Origin of the sequence: Marinomonas algarum (assembly GCF_020532605.1) — a bacterium.
Taxonomy (GTDB): domain Bacteria; phylum Pseudomonadota; class Gammaproteobacteria; order Pseudomonadales; family Marinomonadaceae; genus Marinomonas; species Marinomonas algarum.
In genome coordinates, this window is sequence record NZ_JAJATW010000010.1 from 94011 (window position 1) to 111782 (window position 17772).

18 protein-coding genes and 2 tRNA genes are annotated in these 17772 nt (G+C 43.8%); 15 read left to right on the forward strand and 5 right to left on the reverse strand.

Annotated elements, in window-relative coordinates:
- Positions 1–7: 7 nt before the first annotated feature.
- The 15 genes from LG368_RS08285 (at position 8) to LG368_RS08355 (ending at position 12625) form a co-directional block, all read left to right on the forward strand.
- Positions 8–493, forward strand: coding sequence for a GreA/GreB family elongation factor (locus tag LG368_RS08285; protein ID WP_226754265.1), 486 nt, complete (start codon positions 8–10; stop codon positions 491–493).
- Positions 494–689: 196 nt separating this feature from the next.
- The gene (gene aspS / locus LG368_RS08290; protein ID WP_226754266.1) at positions 690–2462 is read left to right on the forward strand and encodes an aspartate--tRNA ligase; all 1773 of its coding nucleotides are present in this window, start codon (positions 690–692) and stop codon (positions 2460–2462) included.
- Positions 2463–2628: 166 nt separating this feature from the next.
- Positions 2629–3186 carry a crossover junction endodeoxyribonuclease RuvC gene (gene ruvC, locus LG368_RS08295; RefSeq protein WP_226754296.1) on the forward strand — a complete coding sequence of 186 codons (558 nt, stop codon included), beginning with the start codon at positions 2629–2631 and terminating at the stop codon, positions 3184–3186.
- Positions 3183–3785 (forward strand): Holliday junction branch migration protein RuvA, encoded by a 603-nt coding sequence (ruvA, locus tag LG368_RS08300; RefSeq protein ID WP_226754267.1) that lies wholly within the window; start codon positions 3183–3185, stop codon positions 3783–3785. The genes ruvC and ruvA overlap by 4 nt, the downstream gene beginning before the upstream one ends.
- Before the next feature lie 3 nt (positions 3786–3788).
- Complete coding sequence (gene ruvB / locus LG368_RS08305) at positions 3789–4802, forward strand: Holliday junction branch migration DNA helicase RuvB (protein ID WP_226754268.1); 1014 nt, start codon at positions 3789–3791, stop codon at positions 4800–4802.
- Positions 4803–4811: 9 nt separating this feature from the next.
- Positions 4812–5492 (forward strand): protein TolQ, encoded by a 681-nt coding sequence (gene tolQ, locus LG368_RS08310; RefSeq protein WP_226754297.1) that lies wholly within the window; start codon positions 4812–4814, stop codon positions 5490–5492.
- Complete coding sequence (tolR, locus tag LG368_RS08315) at positions 5492–5920, forward strand: protein TolR (RefSeq protein WP_226754269.1); 429 nt, start codon at positions 5492–5494, stop codon at positions 5918–5920. The genes tolQ and tolR overlap by 1 nt, the downstream gene beginning before the upstream one ends.
- Positions 5917–6873 carry a cell envelope integrity protein TolA gene (gene tolA, locus LG368_RS08320; protein WP_226754270.1) on the forward strand — a complete coding sequence of 319 codons (957 nt, stop codon included), beginning with the start codon at positions 5917–5919 and terminating at the stop codon, positions 6871–6873. Before tolR ends, tolA begins: the two co-directional genes overlap by 4 nt.
- Complete coding sequence (gene tolB / locus LG368_RS08325) at positions 6873–8171, forward strand: Tol-Pal system beta propeller repeat protein TolB (RefSeq protein WP_226754271.1); 1299 nt, start codon at positions 6873–6875, stop codon at positions 8169–8171. Before tolA ends, tolB begins: the two co-directional genes overlap by 1 nt.
- An 18-nt stretch (positions 8172–8189) precedes the next feature.
- Entirely contained in the window at positions 8190–8765 is a 576-nt protein-coding gene (gene pal / locus LG368_RS08330) for a peptidoglycan-associated lipoprotein Pal (RefSeq protein ID WP_226754272.1), read from the forward strand.
- Positions 8765–9538 carry a tol-pal system protein YbgF gene (ybgF, locus tag LG368_RS08335; RefSeq protein WP_226754273.1) on the forward strand — a complete coding sequence of 258 codons (774 nt, stop codon included), beginning with the start codon at positions 8765–8767 and terminating at the stop codon, positions 9536–9538. The genes pal and ybgF overlap by 1 nt, the downstream gene beginning before the upstream one ends.
- Before the next feature lie 41 nt (positions 9539–9579).
- Positions 9580–9655: transfer RNA gene (locus tag LG368_RS08340), tRNA-Lys, on the forward strand.
- A 28-nt stretch (positions 9656–9683) separates the two neighbouring features.
- Positions 9684–9759 (forward strand) — tRNA-Lys (locus tag LG368_RS08345).
- Between the two features lie 42 nt (positions 9760–9801).
- On the forward strand, positions 9802–10848 hold the full coding sequence (nadA, locus tag LG368_RS08350; RefSeq protein ID WP_226754274.1) for a quinolinate synthase NadA: 1047 nt from the start codon (positions 9802–9804) through the stop codon (positions 10846–10848).
- A 268-nt stretch (positions 10849–11116) separates the two neighbouring features.
- Positions 11117–12625: a DUF3360 family protein gene (locus LG368_RS08355; protein ID WP_226754275.1), complete on the forward strand. Its 1509-nt coding sequence runs from the start codon at positions 11117–11119 to the stop codon at positions 12623–12625.
- 137 nt (positions 12626–12762) lie between these two features.
- On the opposite strand, the gene LG368_RS08360 is transcribed toward LG368_RS08355, so the two are convergent.
- The 5 genes from LG368_RS08360 to LG368_RS08380 form a co-directional block, all read right to left on the reverse strand.
- Entirely contained in the window at positions 12763–14616 is a 1854-nt protein-coding gene (locus tag LG368_RS08360) for an alkaline phosphatase D family protein (RefSeq protein ID WP_226754276.1), read from the reverse strand.
- Positions 14617–14778: 162 nt separating this feature from the next.
- Complete coding sequence (locus LG368_RS08365; protein WP_226754277.1) at positions 14779–15996, reverse strand: sensor histidine kinase; 1218 nt, start codon at positions 15994–15996, stop codon at positions 14779–14781.
- Entirely contained in the window at positions 15983–16657 is a 675-nt protein-coding gene (locus LG368_RS08370) for a response regulator transcription factor (protein WP_226754278.1), read from the reverse strand. The genes LG368_RS08365 and LG368_RS08370 overlap by 14 nt, the downstream gene beginning before the upstream one ends.
- A gap of 17 nt (positions 16658–16674) precedes the next feature.
- Positions 16675–17028, reverse strand: coding sequence for a YgiW/YdeI family stress tolerance OB fold protein (locus LG368_RS08375; protein WP_226754279.1), 354 nt, complete (start codon positions 17026–17028; stop codon positions 16675–16677).
- 12 nt (positions 17029–17040) lie between these two features.
- On the reverse strand, positions 17041–17658 hold the full coding sequence (locus LG368_RS08380) for an AcfA family outer membrane beta-barrel protein (RefSeq protein WP_226754280.1): 618 nt from the start codon (positions 17656–17658) through the stop codon (positions 17041–17043).
- Positions 17659–17772 lie beyond the last annotated feature (114 nt).

A 17772-nucleotide genomic window follows, 5' to 3' on the forward strand; every position in this document is an offset into this window, starting at 1 on the left:
AGGAAACATGATAGATAAGATTCAAACGCACCAAGCGATTGTGGCCGCTTTGTTTGCTCGCTATGAAACCGCGAAGTGGGCAGCGCTTCATGCGCATGAAGCCGCGACGAGTAAAGAGAGCATTGCAGAAAATAAATACGATACATTTGGTTTGGAGGCCGCCTACCTTGCTCACGGACAGTCACAAAGGGTGTTGCAATGTGAGTCTGAATGGCTACTTTTTCATAAAAAAACACCGATTATGTTTGATGAGAATGATGCTGCTTCGGTGTGGTCTTTGGTTGTTTTAGAAAATGCCAGTGGCTTAAATAAACATTTTTTCTTAGCACCTTGTGGTGGCGGTTTATGTATTGATATGGAAGGGTGCAATGTGTATTTGGTAACTGGATCAAGTCCAGTGGGTAAGGCTTTGTTAGGAAAAGCAGTAGGCGATGAAGTGGAAATACGCCAAAGTGGTCAGCAAGTTGGCTATGAAATAGTGGCGATTGTCTAATATGCTTGGCAAGAGCGTGAATTTTACGGTTATCCTTTAGCAAATTTTGTTGTAAGCCTAGAGAGTCGGTCTCGGTTCGCATATAATGTTTTGCCTTAAAATATTCCGTTTTTTCTTCCTAGTGACATTTTATAAGGAGGGAAAACGCTCTAAGAACACATCACTCTCTTACTGAGACAGTAATAGGATCTAAATTATGCGCAGCCATTATTGCGGCGAGTTAAATGCTTCTAACATTTCACAAGAAATTACTTTATGCGGTTGGGTTCACCGTCGTCGTGACCACGGCGGTGTTATCTTTTTAGATGTTCGCGACCGTGAGGGCGTTACTCAGGTTGTTTTCGACCCTGATCGTGCTGAAAGTTTTGCTATCGCTGACAGTGTGCGTAACGAGTTTGTTGTTAAGTTGAAAGGCTTGGTGCGTGCTCGCCCTGAAGGGACAGTGAACCCGAATATGAACACGGGTGAAATTGAAGTGCTTGGAACAGAACTTGAGATTCTTAATTCCGCAAAAACACCGCCTTTTCAGTTAGATGAGCATCAATCTGTTGGTGAAGACGTTCGCCTAAAAAATCGCTTCATCGATTTACGTCGCCCAGAAATTCAGCAAAAAATGCGTTTTCGCTCAAAAGTGACATCTGTGTTACGCCGTTACCTTGATGATAATGGTTTCTTGGACATTGAAACCCCTATTCTAACTCGTGCAACACCTGAAGGTGCACGTGATTACTTGGTGCCGAGTCGTACTCAACAGGGCAGTTTTTTTGCCTTGCCTCAGTCACCTCAGTTGTTTAAGCAGCTATTGATGGTGTCAGGTTTTGACCGTTATTACCAAATTGCAAAATGTTTCCGTGATGAAGATTTGCGTGCCGATCGTCAACCTGAGTTTACCCAGGTCGATATCGAAACGTCCTTCATGAGCGAAGAGCAAATCATGGGCATGACAGAAGAAATGATCACGAACTTGTTTAAAGAGTTAATGGACATTGATTTGGGTGCCTTCCCGCGTATGCCATACTCAGAAGCCATGGAAACCTATGGTAGCGACAAACCGGATCTGCGTATTCCACTCACTATTGTGAGTGTTTGTGATTTGATGTCAGACGTTGACTTTAAAGTGTTCTCTGGTCCAGCAAAAGACCCGAAAGGTCGTGTAGCGGCACTAAAAGTGCCGGGTGGTAATTCATTGACTCGTAAGCAAATCGATGATTACACGAAATTCGTTAGCATTTACGGTGCTAAAGGCTTGGCCTACATCAAAGTCAATGACAAAGCGAATCTTGAAGAAGGCTTGCAATCACCAATTGTTAAATTCTTGCCTATTGAAGTGCGTGCGGCATTGCTTGAGCGTCTTGATGCACAAGACGGTGATTTGATCTTCTTTGGTGCTGATTCTAAGAAAGTAGTGGGTGAAGCGTTGGGCGCATTGCGTTGCAAGTTAGGTGAAGACATGAATCTTTACACTTGTGAGTGGGCGCCTCTGTGGGTCGTTGATTTCCCAATGTTTGAAGAAACGTCCGATGGTGGCATTACTGCGATTCACCACCCATTCACGGCACCTTCTTGTTCACCTGAAGAGTTAAAAGCAGACCCACTTAATGCGCTTTCTCAAGCCTATGATATGGTGTTAAACGGTACTGAGTTAGGCGGTGGTTCCATTCGTATTCATCAGTCTTCTATGCAGGAAATTGTCTTCGAATTGTTGAAGATTTCCAAAGAAGAGCAAGAAGAGAAGTTTGGCTTCTTGTTAGATGCTTTGAAATTCGGTGCGCCACCACATGGCGGCTTAGCATTTGGTCTTGACCGTTTGGTGATGCTAATGACAGGGTCTGCGTCTATTCGCGATGTTATTGCATTCCCTAAAACGCAGAGTGCAACTTGTTTGTTAACTCAAGCACCTGGCGAAGTAAGCGATAAGCAACTAAAAGAGTTGAATATACGCGTTAGAAAGCCAATCGTAGAGTCTTAAGGTCTCTGTCGTTTTTAATGAGACGTTTTGTGTAACAATAAGTGTCATTGGGTTGAAAGAAAAACGTAAAAGGCCGCTATTAAGCGGCCTTTTTTATCGTTTGTCATTGCATACTTACGAAAGGGCTGTTGAAATAAGCAGTGATTATATGGGGCATATTGAAAACATGGCGAAAACTCGCATTCTAGCCATTGATCCGGGCTCGCGTGTAACGGGGTTTGGTATTATTGATGTTGCAAACGGTCGGTCTGTTTATGTTGGTAGCGGTTGTATTCGTCTGCCTGATCAAGATCTGTCTGTCAGGCTTAAGCATATTTTTAACAATGTGTCGGCTTTATTGGAAGAATATCAGCCAAATGAGTTTGCGATTGAAGAGGTTTTTTTGGCGAAAAATGCCAATTCAGCCTTAAAATTAGGTCAAGCGAGAGGGGCAGCGATTGTTGCTGCATCGCTGCAAGATTTGTATGTCCATGAATACGCTGCACGGCGGGTGAAGCAATCTGTCGTTGGCAACGGTAATGCTGATAAAACTCAAGTGCAAATGATGATTCAATTATTATTGTCATTGAACGCAAAACCTCAGGCCGATGCGGCCGATGCGTTGGCAATCGCATTGTGTCACGCCAATACGCGAACGTCAGGTGGATTAGAATACGGTGTTGGTAAGCGTGCGGGTCGAACGTCTAAACGTTGGACTGAACAAGATGTAAGGAAAAGTGTGTGATCGGTCGAATTGTTGGAACCTTAGTAGAAAAGTCTCCACCAGAGTTAATGGTTGACGTTGGAGGGATTGGTTACGACGTTAGCGCTTCTATGACAACGGTGTATGAATTACCGCAGGTCGGTGGGCAGGTCATTCTGTTTACGCACCTTTTAGTAAAAGAAGATTCCCATACCCTATATGGCTTTATCGATAAAAATGAGCGCGCTTTATTCCGCGTATTGATCAAAGTAAACGGGATCGGTCCAAAAATGGCGCTGGCTATTTTGTCTAGTATGTCTTCAGAAGAGCTGATCGCAAACGTTCAAGAGTCAGATGTTACTGCACTCACACGCATTCCTGGTGTAGGGAAAAAAACCGCAGAGCGTTTAATTATTGAATTGCGCGACAAACTTGGTCAAGCCGCGAAGAACGATCTTTTCTCAACGCCGACCGTTTTAAGGCAAGTTCAAGCAGACCCAAGGCAAGAAGCCGAAGCCGCGCTTATTTCTCTTGGCTATAAACCACAAGAAGCCGCTAAGGCCATTTCAGGTGTGCCAATGGATTCAGCAAGCAGTGAAGATGTCATCAAAGCTGCATTGAAAAATATGTTAAGGAAATAACCGGTGATTGAACAAGATCGTATTATTTCTGCTGAACTAAAGGGAAACGATCGTCAGGTTGATCGTGCGATTCGTCCACAGGCGTTGGCTGAATACATTGGTCAACCTGTGGTTAGAGAACAAATGGAAATTTTTATCGAAGCGGCGAGACAGCGTGATGAGCCCTTGGATCACACGTTAATATTTGGTCCGCCGGGCCTCGGTAAAACAACATTAGCAAATATTATTGGTAATGAAATGGGCTCAGAGGTCAAGACAACGTCTGGCCCGGTGCTGGAGCGCGCTGGCGATTTGGCCGCGTTACTCACTAACCTTAACGAAGGCGATATCTTATTTATTGATGAGATACACCGATTAAGTCCTGCCATTGAGGAAGTTTTGTATCCTGCAATGGAGGATTACCAGCTTGATATCATGATCGGCGAAGGGCCCGCTGCTCGGTCAATTAAAATTGAACTCCCGCCTTTTACACTGGTCGGAGCTACAACAAGGGCTGGGCTACTCACTTCTCCACTTCGTGACCGATTTGGTATCGTGCAACGGCTTGAGTTTTATGATGTTGAATCTCTTACAACCATCGTGGCGCGATCAGCGGATAAAATGGGCATGCAGTTAGATCATTCTGGCTGCTTTGAAGTGGCAAGGCGTTCACGAGGTACACCGCGTATTGCGAATAGACTTTTACGTCGTGTCCGAGATGTCGCTCAAGTTAGCGGGGAAGTCTTGGTGGGTCAGAAAGTTGCTCAAAGGGCCTTAGATATGTTAAGTGTAGATAGTCAAGGTTTTGATCATCTGGATAGGCGTATGTTGTTGACTATGATAGAAAAATTTGACGGCAGACCGGTTGGCTTAGACAGCGTTTCAGCAGCATTAGGTGAAGACAAAGATACCATCGAGGATGTTATTGAGCCATTTTTAATACAGCAAGGTTTTGTGATCAGGACGCCTCGCGGACGTCAAGTGACCAAACGTGCTTATGAACACTTTAATTACCAATTACCTACAGATTTTAAATAGAGGTCAATGATGTCAATTTGGGGACTTATTGCAAGCGCAAGCATTGTGGTGCAGCTGGTTATGCTAATTTTGCTTGCTGCGTCGATTTTTTCATGGATTGTAATTTTTCAACGCATTCGAGTACTAAAAGAAGCCAAAAAAGTCAGCATTGCATTTGAGGAAAACTTTTGGTCGGGTGTGGATCTTAGCCAGCTTTATCAAAAGTTAACGCAAGAGGGCCGCAAAGTAACGGGAATGGAGAATATCTTCATTTCTGGGATTAAAGAATTTACTCGTTTAAGAAAAAGTCATGACGTTGTACCAGAGGCTGTGATGGATGGTGTGCAAAGAGCCATGCGGGTTGCTCTCTACCGTGAAGAAGAGAAACTTGATAAGCATCTTCCTTTTCTTGCGACTGTCGGATCAACAAGTCCTTATATTGGTTTGTTTGGAACTGTGTGGGGAATCATGCATTCGTTTATTGGTTTGGCTGAAGTGCAACAAGCGACTCTTGCAACGGTAGCACCTGGTATTGCAGAGGCATTGATTGCAACGGCGATTGGCTTGGCTGCAGCGATTCCTGCTGTTATTGCTTACAATCGCTTTTCAACGGCTTCTGAATCGTTAGGATCAAGTTACGAAAACTTTGCCGATGAATTTACCAGTATTCTTCACCGTAAGGTTCACGTTCGTGAGGGAGGGGCTGCATAGTGGCTCGCCCAAGAAGAAGAAACAAACGTCGCCCTATGGCGGAAATCAATGTCGTACCCTACATTGATGTGATGTTGGTGCTCTTGGTGATTTTTATGATCACAGCACCGATGATGACCCAAGGAGTTGATGTCGAGCTACCCAGTGCAAATGCCTCACCCATTCAGGACTCTGAAGGAGATGTTTTAATTGCATCCGTTGACTCACAAGGTCGTTATTATCTTGATATTGGCGGTGAACAGGAGTCTATTGCGTTGAACCAGTTACAAGATAGGGTCAGAAAAGTGATCAGTCAAAACCCTAAAATGTCCGTTTTAGTGAGGGGCGACAAAAGCGTTCCTTATGGCGATGTGATTGGCCTTATGGTGACGCTTCAAGCGGCAGGCGTCCCTAATGTGGGATTGGTCACTGAGCCGGATCAACAATGATGAAATGGCTTCGAACAGACAGTTATAGTTTGCCTGTTGTGTTGGCTGTGGGTTTGCATGTCGGTGTTCTAGGTGTGGGTTTAGTTGCTGTTGATTTTAATGATGCTGATACACCCGTGCCTAAGCGACCGCCTATTGTAAACGCGACTGTTGTGGATGTGTCTCAAACTATCATCGGCAAACGTGAAGTAGAAGAAAGGGCTGCGCAACAACGAGCGGCGCAGGTTGCGGTTGAAAAAAAGAAGCGTGAAGCCGAAAAAGCCAAGCAAAAACGTGAAACAGAACGCAAAGCACTGGAAGAAAAAAAGCGACAGGTTGCTCAAGCTAAGCAAGCGAGAGAGAAGGCTGAAGCACAGCGGCGTGAAAGTGACCGACAAAAAGCGGCAGCAGAAAAGAAGCAGCGACTGGCGGAACAGGAAAAGCAGCGTTTAGCACAACAGGCTGAAAAACAGCGTCAAGCAAAAGAAAAGGCCGAGAAAAAGCGTCGAGAAGAGGTTGCCAGACAAGCTGAAGCGGATCGTCTTGCTGAACAAGAGCGTCAGCGTCAAGAAGAGGCATCGCGGCTAGCGGCAAAAGAAAAAGCAAGAGAGGAAGCCGAAGCGGCTCGTGTCGCGGCGGCAAAAGAAGCGGAAGAGCGTGCTGTGGCGGAAGCTCAAATGGTTCAGTCTATCAGCAGCTTAATTAATAACCGTGTGACATCCGCTTGGATTCGCCCTCCCAGTGCACGTAACAATATGAAAACGCAACTGAGAATTTATTTCTTACCTAATGGGGAAGTGATGAATGTTCAGATAACCAAGGGCAGTGGCGATGCTTTGTTTGATCAAAGAGCAGTCGACGCTGTTTATAAAGTGAGAAGGATTGAGGAATTGGCTGATGTTGATTCCTATGTGTTCGAACGAAATTTCCGTCAAGTAGATTTGATATTCAACCCGCAAGATTTGAGAAATTAATGATGTTAAAACAATGGTTATATGTATTCTTTGCCTGCATGGTCTCAATTGGAACCACAAGAGCACAATTGGTCATTGAAATCACGAGTGGCGCTGATCAGCTTTTGCCAATTGCTGTTGTTCCTTTTGGTTACAATGGTGTAGACGCGTTACCTGAAGATATTGCGCAGGTCGTTGAAGATGACCTTGCAAGGAGTGGTTTGTTTCAGCCGGTTCCTCGAGCCAATATGCTGAGTATGCCTTCGAAAGAAGAGGATGTTTTTTACCGAGATTGGCGGTTACTCAAAAGCGACTATGTCGTGATCGGTAATATCAATAAGCTTCCAAATGGGCAGTATCGCATTGGCTTTGAACTTCTTAACGTACTGAGCCAAAAGCCTGTGCAAAAACATGCCTCGATTGACGTTAATGCACGTAACTTTCGTGATGCTGCACACTACATTAGTGACAAGGTTTACGAATTATTGACGGGGTCTAGAGGCGCATTTAGTACAAGAATCTTGTATGTTACTGCTGAAGGCGATAAAAGGTCACCGCTTTTTAAACTGCAAGTGGCTGATGCCGATGGTCATCGCCCACAGGTCGTTGTTGAGTCTAAAGAGCCAATTTTGTCGCCTTCTTGGAGTATGGATGGGCGTAACATAGCGTATGTTATGTTTAGAAATCGTCGCCCTAGTATTTTTATCCAAGAGTTGGCAACAGGTAAACGTCAGCAAGTTGCGCAGTTTAGAGGGTTAAATGGTGCACCAGCGTGGTCACCAGATGGTAAGAAACTTGCGTTAGTCTTATCAAAAGACAACAATCCAGAAATTTATACCTTGGACATTGCTACGCAAAAATTAGAGAGAATGACAAATCATTACGCCATCGACACGGAACCAAGTTGGGAGCCAGACGGTAAAGGAATTGTCTTTACGTCGGATAGAGGAGGCAATCCTCAAATTTATCGACTGGACACACGATCTAAGCGTGTTGAAAGGGTAACTTTTGAAGGTGAGTTGAATACTCGAGCAAGAATGACACCGGATGGCCGTTACCTTGTGACAGTGCAAAAAAATGATGGCAATTATCACGTTGCGTTGCAAGATATGAACACAGGGCGCGTGCAGACGCTTACTGAGACTTACTTAGACGAATCACCTAGTATTGCACCGAATGGTAGTATGGTGATGTATGCAACAACAGATAGAGGTAAGGGCATTTTAGCCGTAGTATCCGTTGATGGGCTTGTTAAATATAGGTTACCATCAGCTGAAGGTGATGTACGTGAGCCATCTTGGTCCCCGTATTTCAAATAAAGACAGTAGGAGTGAATAATGAGTGTAAATAAATTAGGTAAGTTTGCGGTTATTGGTTTATCAGCCGCTTGGATTGTGGGTTGTAGTACAACGGCGTCTGACACAGACAGTTCAACGGTTGCAGAAGATGCAGCAGCAATGGAGCAAGCGGAAGCTGATGCCGCAAATGCGGATCAAGCATACGGTGCAGGTGAAGGTGATGCTGTGACGAGTGTGATTGTTGATGACGTTGCGGCGCAACAAGCAGAAGTAGATCCGCTAGCAGACGTTCAAGTGGTATTTTACTTTGATTTCGATAAGTCCATTGTTCGTCCAGAATCTCGTGAAGCACTTGCAAAACACGCTGAGTTTCTAGTCGCTAACCCAGATGCTCGTATTGTTCTTGAAGGTCATGCAGATGAGCGTGGCACTCGTGAATACAACATGGCATTGGGTGAGCGTCGTGCAAAAGCGATTAGCCGTTATTTGACTATTCAAGGTGTTGCCGCTTCTCAAATTGAAACAGTCAGTTTTGGTGAAGAAGTGCCAGTTGCTTTCGGAAGTGACAACAATGCTTGGCAGCTAAATCGTCGTGTTGAAGTACGTTACGAATAATGGTGGGTAAATCCATTAAGGTTCGCTCCTTTGCAATGGCGCTGTGTTTCACAGCGCCATTCGCTCTGGCTGAGTCGAGCTCAGGCCTTTCTCCTAATGCGGCGGCAGAGTTATTGTTTCAACTCGAAACATTGCAGCAAGAAGTGCAAAGTCTGCGTGGGCAACTAGAAGAGCAGCAGCATGAAATAAGATTAATGAAGTCAAGCCAGAGAGATCGCTATATCGATCTTGATAAGCGGATTTCATTGCTCATGACATCGCCTGCACAGTCTTCTTCAACAGAAAAGGTTAATCCGCCTTCTCCAAAATCTCCCGCTATTACCAAAGAACCAGCCCCCGCCATTAGCAATGCTCTTGCAACATCCCCCCTTGCGCCAGTGGTATTACAACCACCAACGGCTCAGGCAAAAGCTGCTTACGATCAGGCGTATTCGTTGATTAGACAAAGAAAGTTTGATGAAGCTGAGACATCGCTCAGTCAATTTGTTAAGACATATTCTGATAACACGCTGACGGGTAATGGGTACTATTGGCTTGGTGAGGTCAAACTTGTTCAAGGTAAATCGAACGAGGCGTTGGATGCATTTTCAACGGTTATTAAACGTTTTCCAGGACACAACAAAGAACCAGATTCTTTGTATAAACTGGGAACTGTTAACGACCAGCTTGGTGAAACAGTAAAAGCAAAATCCTACTTACAGGATGTTATTGCACGCTTTCCAGACACAAAAGCTGCTAAATTATCTGCAGGGTATTTAAGTAAGATTAAATAGCTTGCATTATCCCACGGGCTCTGTATTATACGCAACCCGTTGGGTCGTTAGCTCAGTTGGTAGAGCAGTTGACTTTTAATCAATTGGTCACTGGTTCGAATCCAGTACGACCCACCAACTTTTTCTATTCCTTTTTGTCGTTTTTGGGTCGTTAGCTCAGTTGGTAGAGCAGTTGACTTTTAATCAATTGGTCACTGGTTCGAATCCAGTACGACCCACCAAAAACACTCATTCCGCTCCCAGTTTCTTATAGGGGTAATGATATGTCTGACGTTTCCAGTAAAGCCGCTCTTCGAGATACGGTTCAAAAGTATCTGTCTGAAGCTGAGAATCAACTTACGTCAACATCCGTTGATAACCAAGCTATCCGAGACGAAATTAAAGCGCTTTTACAACAAAAGAATGCAGTGTTGGTTGCGCATTATTATACAGATGATGCCATACAGGAATTAGCCGAAGAGACGGGCGGTGTTATTGCTGACTCTTTAGAGATGGCTCGTTTTGGTGCGAATCACGAAGCCGATACGCTTGTTGTGGCAGGTGTCAAGTTTATGGGTGAGACCGCTAAGATCCTCAGCCCAGAAAAAACCATCATCATGCCCACACTAGAAGCAACCTGTTCTTTGGATATTGGTTGTCCTATAGACGAGTTCTCTGATTTTTGTGATCAATACCCTGAACGCAAAGTGGTTGTCTATGCGAATACATCTGCTGCAGTAAAGGCACGTGCAGATTGGGTTGTCACGTCAAGTATCGCTTTGGATGTTGTTGAGCACCTTGTCGATCAAGGCGAAAAGATTATTTGGGCACCGGATCAACATTTGGGCGGGTATATCCAAAAAGAAACCGGCGCTGACATGATTCTTTGGGATGGTGCTTGCATCGTTCATGAGGAGTTTAAAGCAAAGGGGATTTTGGATTTGAAAAAAATCTATCCTGATGCTGCCATTCTTGTTCATCCTGAGTCACCGGAGTCTGTCGTGGAAATTGCCGATGTTGTTGGTTCAACTTCGCAATTATTGAATGCCACTAAATCTATGCCTAACAGTACATTTATTGTCGCAACAGATCGTGGCATTTTTTATAAAATGAAGCAGGCCTCGCCATCAAAACGTTTTATTGAAGCGCCTACAGCGGGTTCTGGTGCAACCTGTCGAAGTTGTGCACATTGCCCTTGGATGGCGCTTAACAGTCTTGAGTTGCTTCGTAATGCGCTTCGTGACACCTCTGGTGAAGTGTTTGTGCCAGAAGACACGAGAGTCAAAGCATTAGTTCCTTTACAGCGGATGCTAGATTTTCAAGTGACCTAGTCCTATTTTTAACCAACAAAATATTTATTTTTGATCGGTTTAAAAGCAGCACCCCGGTGCTGCTTTTTTATTTTGAAAACACGGGGAGAATCTAAAGAATTACGGATTTTATGTTTTCGAACAATCAGTTGCCAGACTAAAGTATACAAGACTTTTGTCTAATCGAATTATTTTTTGGTCTGGCATAATATACTTCCCACAACAATTATTTGCTTTTCTGAAAAGCTGTTTTTTTTATTTGAGTGACGTTTATGTCGCTGGAGAATGTATGAACACCAACCCACGAGATAACCTTCAAGCCGAACAGGCCATGGATGACCATACTCATACTGAAAGCTATGAAAAACTTCATAAACCCAGTTCCGAGTTTAACAGTCGTGACGAATACCTTGAGCACGAGTTGCAAATTATGCAACCTAAAAGGTGGCGTCCTAATTTGCCCTTTAGAGATTACCGCTTTGAGCTAGAAGACACCATCCCAGCTATGGCGGCGACTATTGGTAAAGTAGTCATGGTTGGTGCGATCGCGGCGACATTTGCAGGCCCTTTAGGTTTAGATCAATCTTTTATACTTGAAAACGTTCGTTATGAACTTCTTATTGTTGCGGTGTTTATCCTATTATTTTCAGGGTTTATTTTGCCGACGGCGAACTTGGCGGGCACCCACGGTCCATTGATTCCTTTGATTCCAATCGTGGTGGCAGCCGGCGGTCACCCAATGGCGTTTGGTTTGCTGATCGGGGCATTTGGGTTAATTCTTGCCTTTAGTAAAGGGGGCAGTTTGCTTGCGAGCCTCACGAGTAAAGGGGTTTGTGGTGGCTTATTGCTGTATCTGGGCTTCATCGGCACCATTTCTCAAGTTAAAAAGCTATTTGCTTGGGCTGAAGCGATTGATATGTCTCATATTGCCTTCATTGTTATCTTAGCCACGATTGTGCTTTATGCTGTACTTGAGCATTTTAAAAAGCGTTGGTTGGCGGTACCGCTGAGCTGTCTTTTAGGTGGTGGTGTTGCCTTTTTACTTGGCGCGCCGTTTGAATTCCAAACAGCACCTGGTTTGCCAAATATGAACCCAATGTACTGGTGGGGTGAAGACACCGGCTGGATGCTTGGTTTGCCAACAGCAGAAAGTTTTGTTGTCGTGTTGCCTTTTGCGATCTTGGCTGTTGCTATGTGGTCTCCTGATTTCCTTGGTCATCAAGTATTCCAGAAAATCAGTTACCCACAGCGTACTGAAAAAGTTCAAATGAACATCGATGACACCATGTTGTCTGCTGCAACAAGACAGACGTTTGGTTCTCTTTTAGGTGGCTCTAACTTCGCTTCTTCTTGGGGTACCTACATTGTGCCAGCGGCGATTGCAAAACGTCCTATTCCTGCCGGCGCCATCTTAACCGCTATTTTCTGTATCATTGCAGGTGTTTGGGGTTACCCAATGGATTTGGCTATTTGGCAGCCTGTATTGTGTGTGGCATTGATTGTAGGTGTGTTTATTCCCCTATTGGAAGCAGGTATGGAAATGACTCGTGAGGGTAAAACCACACAGTCTGCAGCGATTGTTGTGTTTGCTTCTACATTGGTTAACCCTGCATTTGGTTGGTCATTAACTATGTTGTTAGATAACTTAGGTTTGATCGGTTGTAAAGAAAGAAGCGCGAACTTGAGCAGTATGAGCCGTTGGATTATCCCATTTGTCATGTTCTTTATATTGACTAGTGTGATGGCGTTGGTTGGCCTGTTACCAGGTATTCCAGCCTTGATGCCTAGCTTTAGATAATGGTTTGATCAAGCACTAGAAAACGTTAATAGTGACACTGTTTTCTATTAAGAACAGCCAGTATCCACACAGGGTACTGGCTGTTTTTTTATGTTAAGCGTTACTCATATCTCGTGTCTTTAGTGTTGACTATTGTCTTATTCCCATCTCGCATCTTCTTCAGAAAGCACAAAGCGAACATTTTCTCCATGAGAGCAAAGCTGTACAACGGATTCAGGAGCACCTTGCTCGTTAAGGCTGACGAGGCTAATACCGGCGCTATTCAATAAACGTTCCCCATGTGATGCATTTTCTGGTTTGTGGGGAATTACTTTCATGCTTCGACGCCGTGTGAACCAGTTTAAAGGTGATTTAGGAGCGTATAGCCAGCGATTAAGACGATCAAAGGTATCGAGCAAGCGAGCAGGGAACTCATTTCTGATGCCACTGCTGGTTATTTGCCAGACGTCTGGGCCTCTTTGCGTGCCTCGAAGCTGAATGTCGTACACAAACGAGTAATGAACATCACCCGATAAGATAACGAAATTTTGGGGTGTCTGTTTGTGTCTAAATAGGTTCATAAGAGCATAAGCTGAGCCTGGGTGTGCCATCCAGTTTTCTGCATCAACCATGAGCGGTTTACCAAACCAGGTGAAGACTTTTTGAATTGCTTCGATCAGCTTTACCCCAAACATGGGAGCCGGTGATACCAATATAACGGCATCGAGTCCTTTCAATTGATGTTGTAAATCTGTCAGCGCTTCCCAATCCATTAATCCTGATGGTTTATCGAGTGACTGCTCAGAACGCCAGCGATGGGTGCGAGTATCTAGAACAACTAAGGGTGGGACTGTATGCCATGTATAGTGCCAATTCGAGAAACGAAACAAGGATTCGATAAGATCGACGTGGGATTGTTTGCCAGGCTTATCGAGTGCTTTTTGTATGTGTTCTAATAAGTTGGGTGGAAAATTTTCGGGGGCGTTTCCCCAACCTTGGCAAAGGAGATAGCCTAATAAAGCATTACCAATGATTCTTGAGGAAAACGCATTTTCATAGGCCGCTTGCTCCCAAGAGGCGGTTAAGTTCCAGTCGTCTGTCACATCATGATCATCAAAAATCATGGCAACGGGAAGGTGAGCCATCGCTCGACGCACTTTGGGTAAGCCCGCAGAAAAGTGTTTTAAAATAGAGGTTTGCTCGTTGAATTTGACTGTTTGCTCTTCCGTTAAGTTTTCTGGAGTAGACCAATCAATCTTAGAAAATACCTTGTTCCAGCCCTCCGGGGACCATACCAGTGCATACATTGCTAAGACTTCTGCGACGGATATTAAGTGGTTTTGCGCCGTGTCTGTGGTGAATATAGGCTTACGTACACCGCCAAAAAATTGTTCCACTACATTTTGATTATGATCGTTTTTGGGTAGCAGTGAATCCCTAGCAAAATAATAGGGGGAGGACACGTGTAAGGCCTCTGTATCCTCTGCTTCAATGCAGGGAAGAATTTCATTTTCGGTTTTTAAATGGCCAATTAATTGATGGATAACCCAGAGCATGGGGGCTGCGACATCATCAGCGTATATTTGATCTCCACTCATCATTAATAGACTGGGCCATGTTTCAGGTGTCGACTCTGCAAGAAGCTGATCAACGCGCAATAGTCCGTCATTACTTTTATGGTGAGGTTTTCGGCAGGAGCCATGCAGTATTTGGGCGACTTTTGGCTGTAATATGAAGAAAGGGTAGTCATGGCCATCATAAACAAGATCGTCTGCCCAGTGAGTCCAGTTTAAGCCATTGAATTGCAAATCATAATAAACAGGGGATTGGAAAGGCAGCGGAGAATCTAAGGGTATGTCTAACAAATGAATATAAAAGTGTTCGCCAGCGGTTATTTCTGTGTGGTAATCCGATAACTGTGACGTACTAAAAGAATGGTTGAGGGCGGTATCTGTGCTGTTATTCCTTGCGCTGAACAAAGACAACGATACTTTCACCGGTTCAGTTGTCATCCACCAAAACGTCAACCTAGTTTGTGACATTCTTCTCAAGATTGGGCCAGCTAAAACCTGCATGTTTTTCCTCTGATGGTCACTTTTATCGTTTTATCAATCGTCTACCTCTATTTATACTAACGAAAGTGAAACTTGGCTCAAAGTCAGCTTAGAGACAACTTATGTGAAATACAGTGTCACTTTGTAGTGTGAAGTCGTCGCGTAACGGTGCATTGTCCAGCCCAGTCGATCACAAATTCTTTCAATAATAACCAAGCCATAACCGTAGCCACCTTGAGTGTTGAGTGTATCAATATCATTGCATATCATTATTTCTGATTCTGATATCTCAATGACCAGCTCACTTTTTGCATAACTATAGGCGTTCTTGAGAAGATTATTGATGAGTACCATCACAAAACTGGAGGGTGCGTTTACCTTCACACTTTGCGCGTTATTCACCGTGGACAGGATGCGGTTATCCGGGAAAAGACTGCTCATGGCGTTAAGTTGCTGAGTGATTAATTGCGTTATTTCTATCGATTGAAAGTGGTAATCGTCGATTTGTTCCTTACCAAGTAACAAAAATGTATCGGTTAATAAACCGATATCCGCACAGGCATTCAAAATACGATTTGAGGCCTTATTGGCTAAAGGAACATCGAGATCGAGTTGTACTAATAAATCAGCTGAGCCTTGTAACACCATTAGAGGTGTCCGGATCTCATGGGCAGCAAAGCGACTAAATTCTTGCTCACGCCTAAAAAAATGGTCAATGCGTGTTTTACTGTCAAACAGTGCTTGTTCAATAATAGCCAACTCTTGGTATTTGGCGTCAACAGGGAAATCAGGTTTATCCGGAGGCATGTGTTTGATTTTATTTAAGACTTTTTGCAAGGGCGTGGCTATTTGCATGACCAAGTAGGAGCCATAAATAAACATTAAGACCACAATTACGCCACCTAATATCAAGGTCACTAGGTGGAGTGTGGACTCATAGTCGTCAAGATAATCATCAGCATCGTCTTTAAAGACAATATAATATAGCCCTTCTTTTGACGGCATCTCTCGGACCAAAAAATGTTTGTCTTCTGGCCCTAGGTGGTGCTCATAGAGACCGGGTTGGTTATAGTGCGCTAACCACCTAGGCATCTCTTGTGTTGAAAAGTACATATCGAATTCATAGTGGTTCGGCAGGCTTTGGTCACTCTTATCTAAGCTATAATCTCGTTCGTACATATTGGCTTCTGATTCTAGCCAATGCTGTAGGCTAATCAGTTCCATTTTATCTTCAGCGATAACGATGACCATCCAAAAAAATAAAATGAAAACAAAACCCAATGAACCAGTGAGCAGAATAAGTTTATAAGACAGTTTAGGCTTTTTAGCGTGTGACAAGTCGATACCCCTGACCATGAACGGTTTCTAGCATCTTTGTGTCGAAGCCTTTATCAATAATCGTGCGTAGGGCATAGATATGACTGCGTAAAGCGTCGCTGTCGGGTTCGTCGCCTTGCCAAATGCTTTCGAACAGTTGCTGGCGACTGACAACAGCAGGGTGTTTTTTCATCAGTAGCGCTAGAATTTGGAACTGAATACTGCTTAACTTGATATCTTTGCCTGATATTTTTACATGACGATTTTCAAGGTTAAGCTGCAGGTCACCCACTTGAAGCGTATCATCGAGCTGTCTTGGTCCTCTTTTTGTCAATGCATCCAATCTTAAAATCAGCTCTTCCATGGCAAAAGGCTTAACGAGATAGTCATCGCCACCCGCCTCAAAAGCCGCCGTTTTATCAATGAGGCTGTCTCTGGCCGTTAAAAACAAAATAGGGGTATTCAGACGATGCTCTTGCCTTAACTGTTGCACGGTTTGAATACCGTCTAACTTAGGCATCATGATGTCCATAATAATGACATCAAAAAACACACCTTGTTGTATAAAGGTAACAGCCGCTTCACCATTCCAAGCACAATCAACCGTATGGCCTTTTAATTCTAAGAGGTCGCATAAAGTCTCCATAATTTGTCGGTTATCTTCTACGATAAGTATTTTCATGGTGAGCGGCCTGTTCGTTATGGGTTGACAATGGTTAAGCGGTCAACATCAATTTCAGCCGACTCTAAGAAGTCTTTTTCAACTTCACCTTCGATTTCAATAAGGTCTTTATCATCAAAAGGTTGGGTAGGGAAAAGGAACTGATCGATTTCGACACGTATCTGCTCTGCACCATCGCTGAAAAGATACTTATCGCTACTCAATTTTTTAATCAAATAACCTTTTAATTTGACGTACTCGTCATCAACAGGGTCCGCCAATATTTGCTTTAAGTCCGTTTTGACTACCGCATTGGGGCCAACGTATTGTGCAAAGCTGTTTTGGCTTAACGTGAACAAAAGGGGGACTAAAAAAACGAAAATGCGTTTCATAAAATACATCCTTTAAAATTGATATTGAATACCAGCAAACAGAGCTGAGCTGTCTATTATATCGCTCGTACTGTATTGGTAGCCTCCTGATAATGTAAAGGAATCAAGTACTTGGTATTGAAGGGCCAATCTAGCACTGACACCCTGAGCATTTTCAGATTGACCGCCTGAGCTAAGCGTTTTATCGGGCGCATTTTCATTATCGTATTGATGGCCATAGCTAAGGTCTGCCTTATGCCAAACCATACCACCAGCAAGTTGAACCTTGAAGTCGGTGTTCAAAGGGAGTGTGTAAGTCAATAAAAGTTCCAATTGCTCAATATCAAGACTAGCGTTCCATTCTTCCTCTTGAAGGTAAGACAGTTGTTTTTCTTTTTCTGCCTCGCGACCAAATTGAGTGTAGCCGAATTCAATACCAAAGCGGTTATCAAACTGGTAGCCAGCAAATAAACGGTTACCACCTTCCGAGTCATCTCCAAGACTCAAATTTTGCCCATCAACGTCTATGTTTTTGTATTCGTTGTTATCGGTACTGGTGTTTGCTTTGAAAAGCTCAACACCAATGTAAGGTTGAGCAACAGCAGAGCCACAACAGGTGATAATGGACAGTGCAACAAGACTTTTTTTCATGATTTTCTCCGAGTTAGATTGATTTCTTAGAACAGATTTAATCAATACCCGTGTGAAGAAAACGTGAAGGAAAATAAAAAAGGTGACAAAGTGGCTACTTTTTCACCTTTGTAA

Excerpts from the sequence above, each read along its gene's own strand:
- LG368_RS08285 (WP_226754265.1), top strand. The coding sequence starts at position 8 with ATGATAGATAAGATTCAAACGCACCAAGCGATTGTGGCCGCTTTGTTT.
- aspS (WP_226754266.1), top strand. The coding sequence starts at position 690 with ATGCGCAGCCATTATTGCGGCGAGTTAAATGCTTCTAACATTTCACAA.
- ruvC (WP_226754296.1), top strand. The coding sequence starts at position 2,629 with ATGGCGAAAACTCGCATTCTAGCCATTGATCCGGGCTCGCGTGTAACG.
- tolQ (WP_226754297.1), top strand. The coding sequence starts at position 4,812 with ATGTCAATTTGGGGACTTATTGCAAGCGCAAGCATTGTGGTGCAGCTG.
- tolA (WP_226754270.1), top strand. The coding sequence starts at position 5,917 with ATGATGAAATGGCTTCGAACAGACAGTTATAGTTTGCCTGTTGTGTTG.
- tolB (WP_226754271.1), top strand. The coding sequence starts at position 6,873 with ATGATGTTAAAACAATGGTTATATGTATTCTTTGCCTGCATGGTCTCA.
- pal (WP_226754272.1), top strand. The coding sequence starts at position 8,190 with ATGAGTGTAAATAAATTAGGTAAGTTTGCGGTTATTGGTTTATCAGCC.
- ybgF (WP_226754273.1), top strand. The coding sequence starts at position 8,765 with ATGGTGGGTAAATCCATTAAGGTTCGCTCCTTTGCAATGGCGCTGTGT.
- nadA (WP_226754274.1), top strand. The coding sequence starts at position 9,802 with ATGTCTGACGTTTCCAGTAAAGCCGCTCTTCGAGATACGGTTCAAAAG.
- LG368_RS08355 (WP_226754275.1), top strand. The coding sequence starts at position 11,117 with ATGAACACCAACCCACGAGATAACCTTCAAGCCGAACAGGCCATGGAT.
- LG368_RS08360 (WP_226754276.1), bottom strand. The coding sequence starts at position 14,616 with ATGACAACTGAACCGGTGAAAGTATCGTTGTCTTTGTTCAGCGCAAGG.
- LG368_RS08370 (WP_226754278.1), bottom strand. The coding sequence starts at position 16,657 with ATGAAAATACTTATCGTAGAAGATAACCGACAAATTATGGAGACTTTA.
- LG368_RS08375 (WP_226754279.1), bottom strand. The coding sequence starts at position 17,028 with ATGAAACGCATTTTCGTTTTTTTAGTCCCCCTTTTGTTCACGTTAAGC.
- LG368_RS08380 (WP_226754280.1), bottom strand. The coding sequence starts at position 17,658 with ATGAAAAAAAGTCTTGTTGCACTGTCCATTATCACCTGTTGTGGCTCT.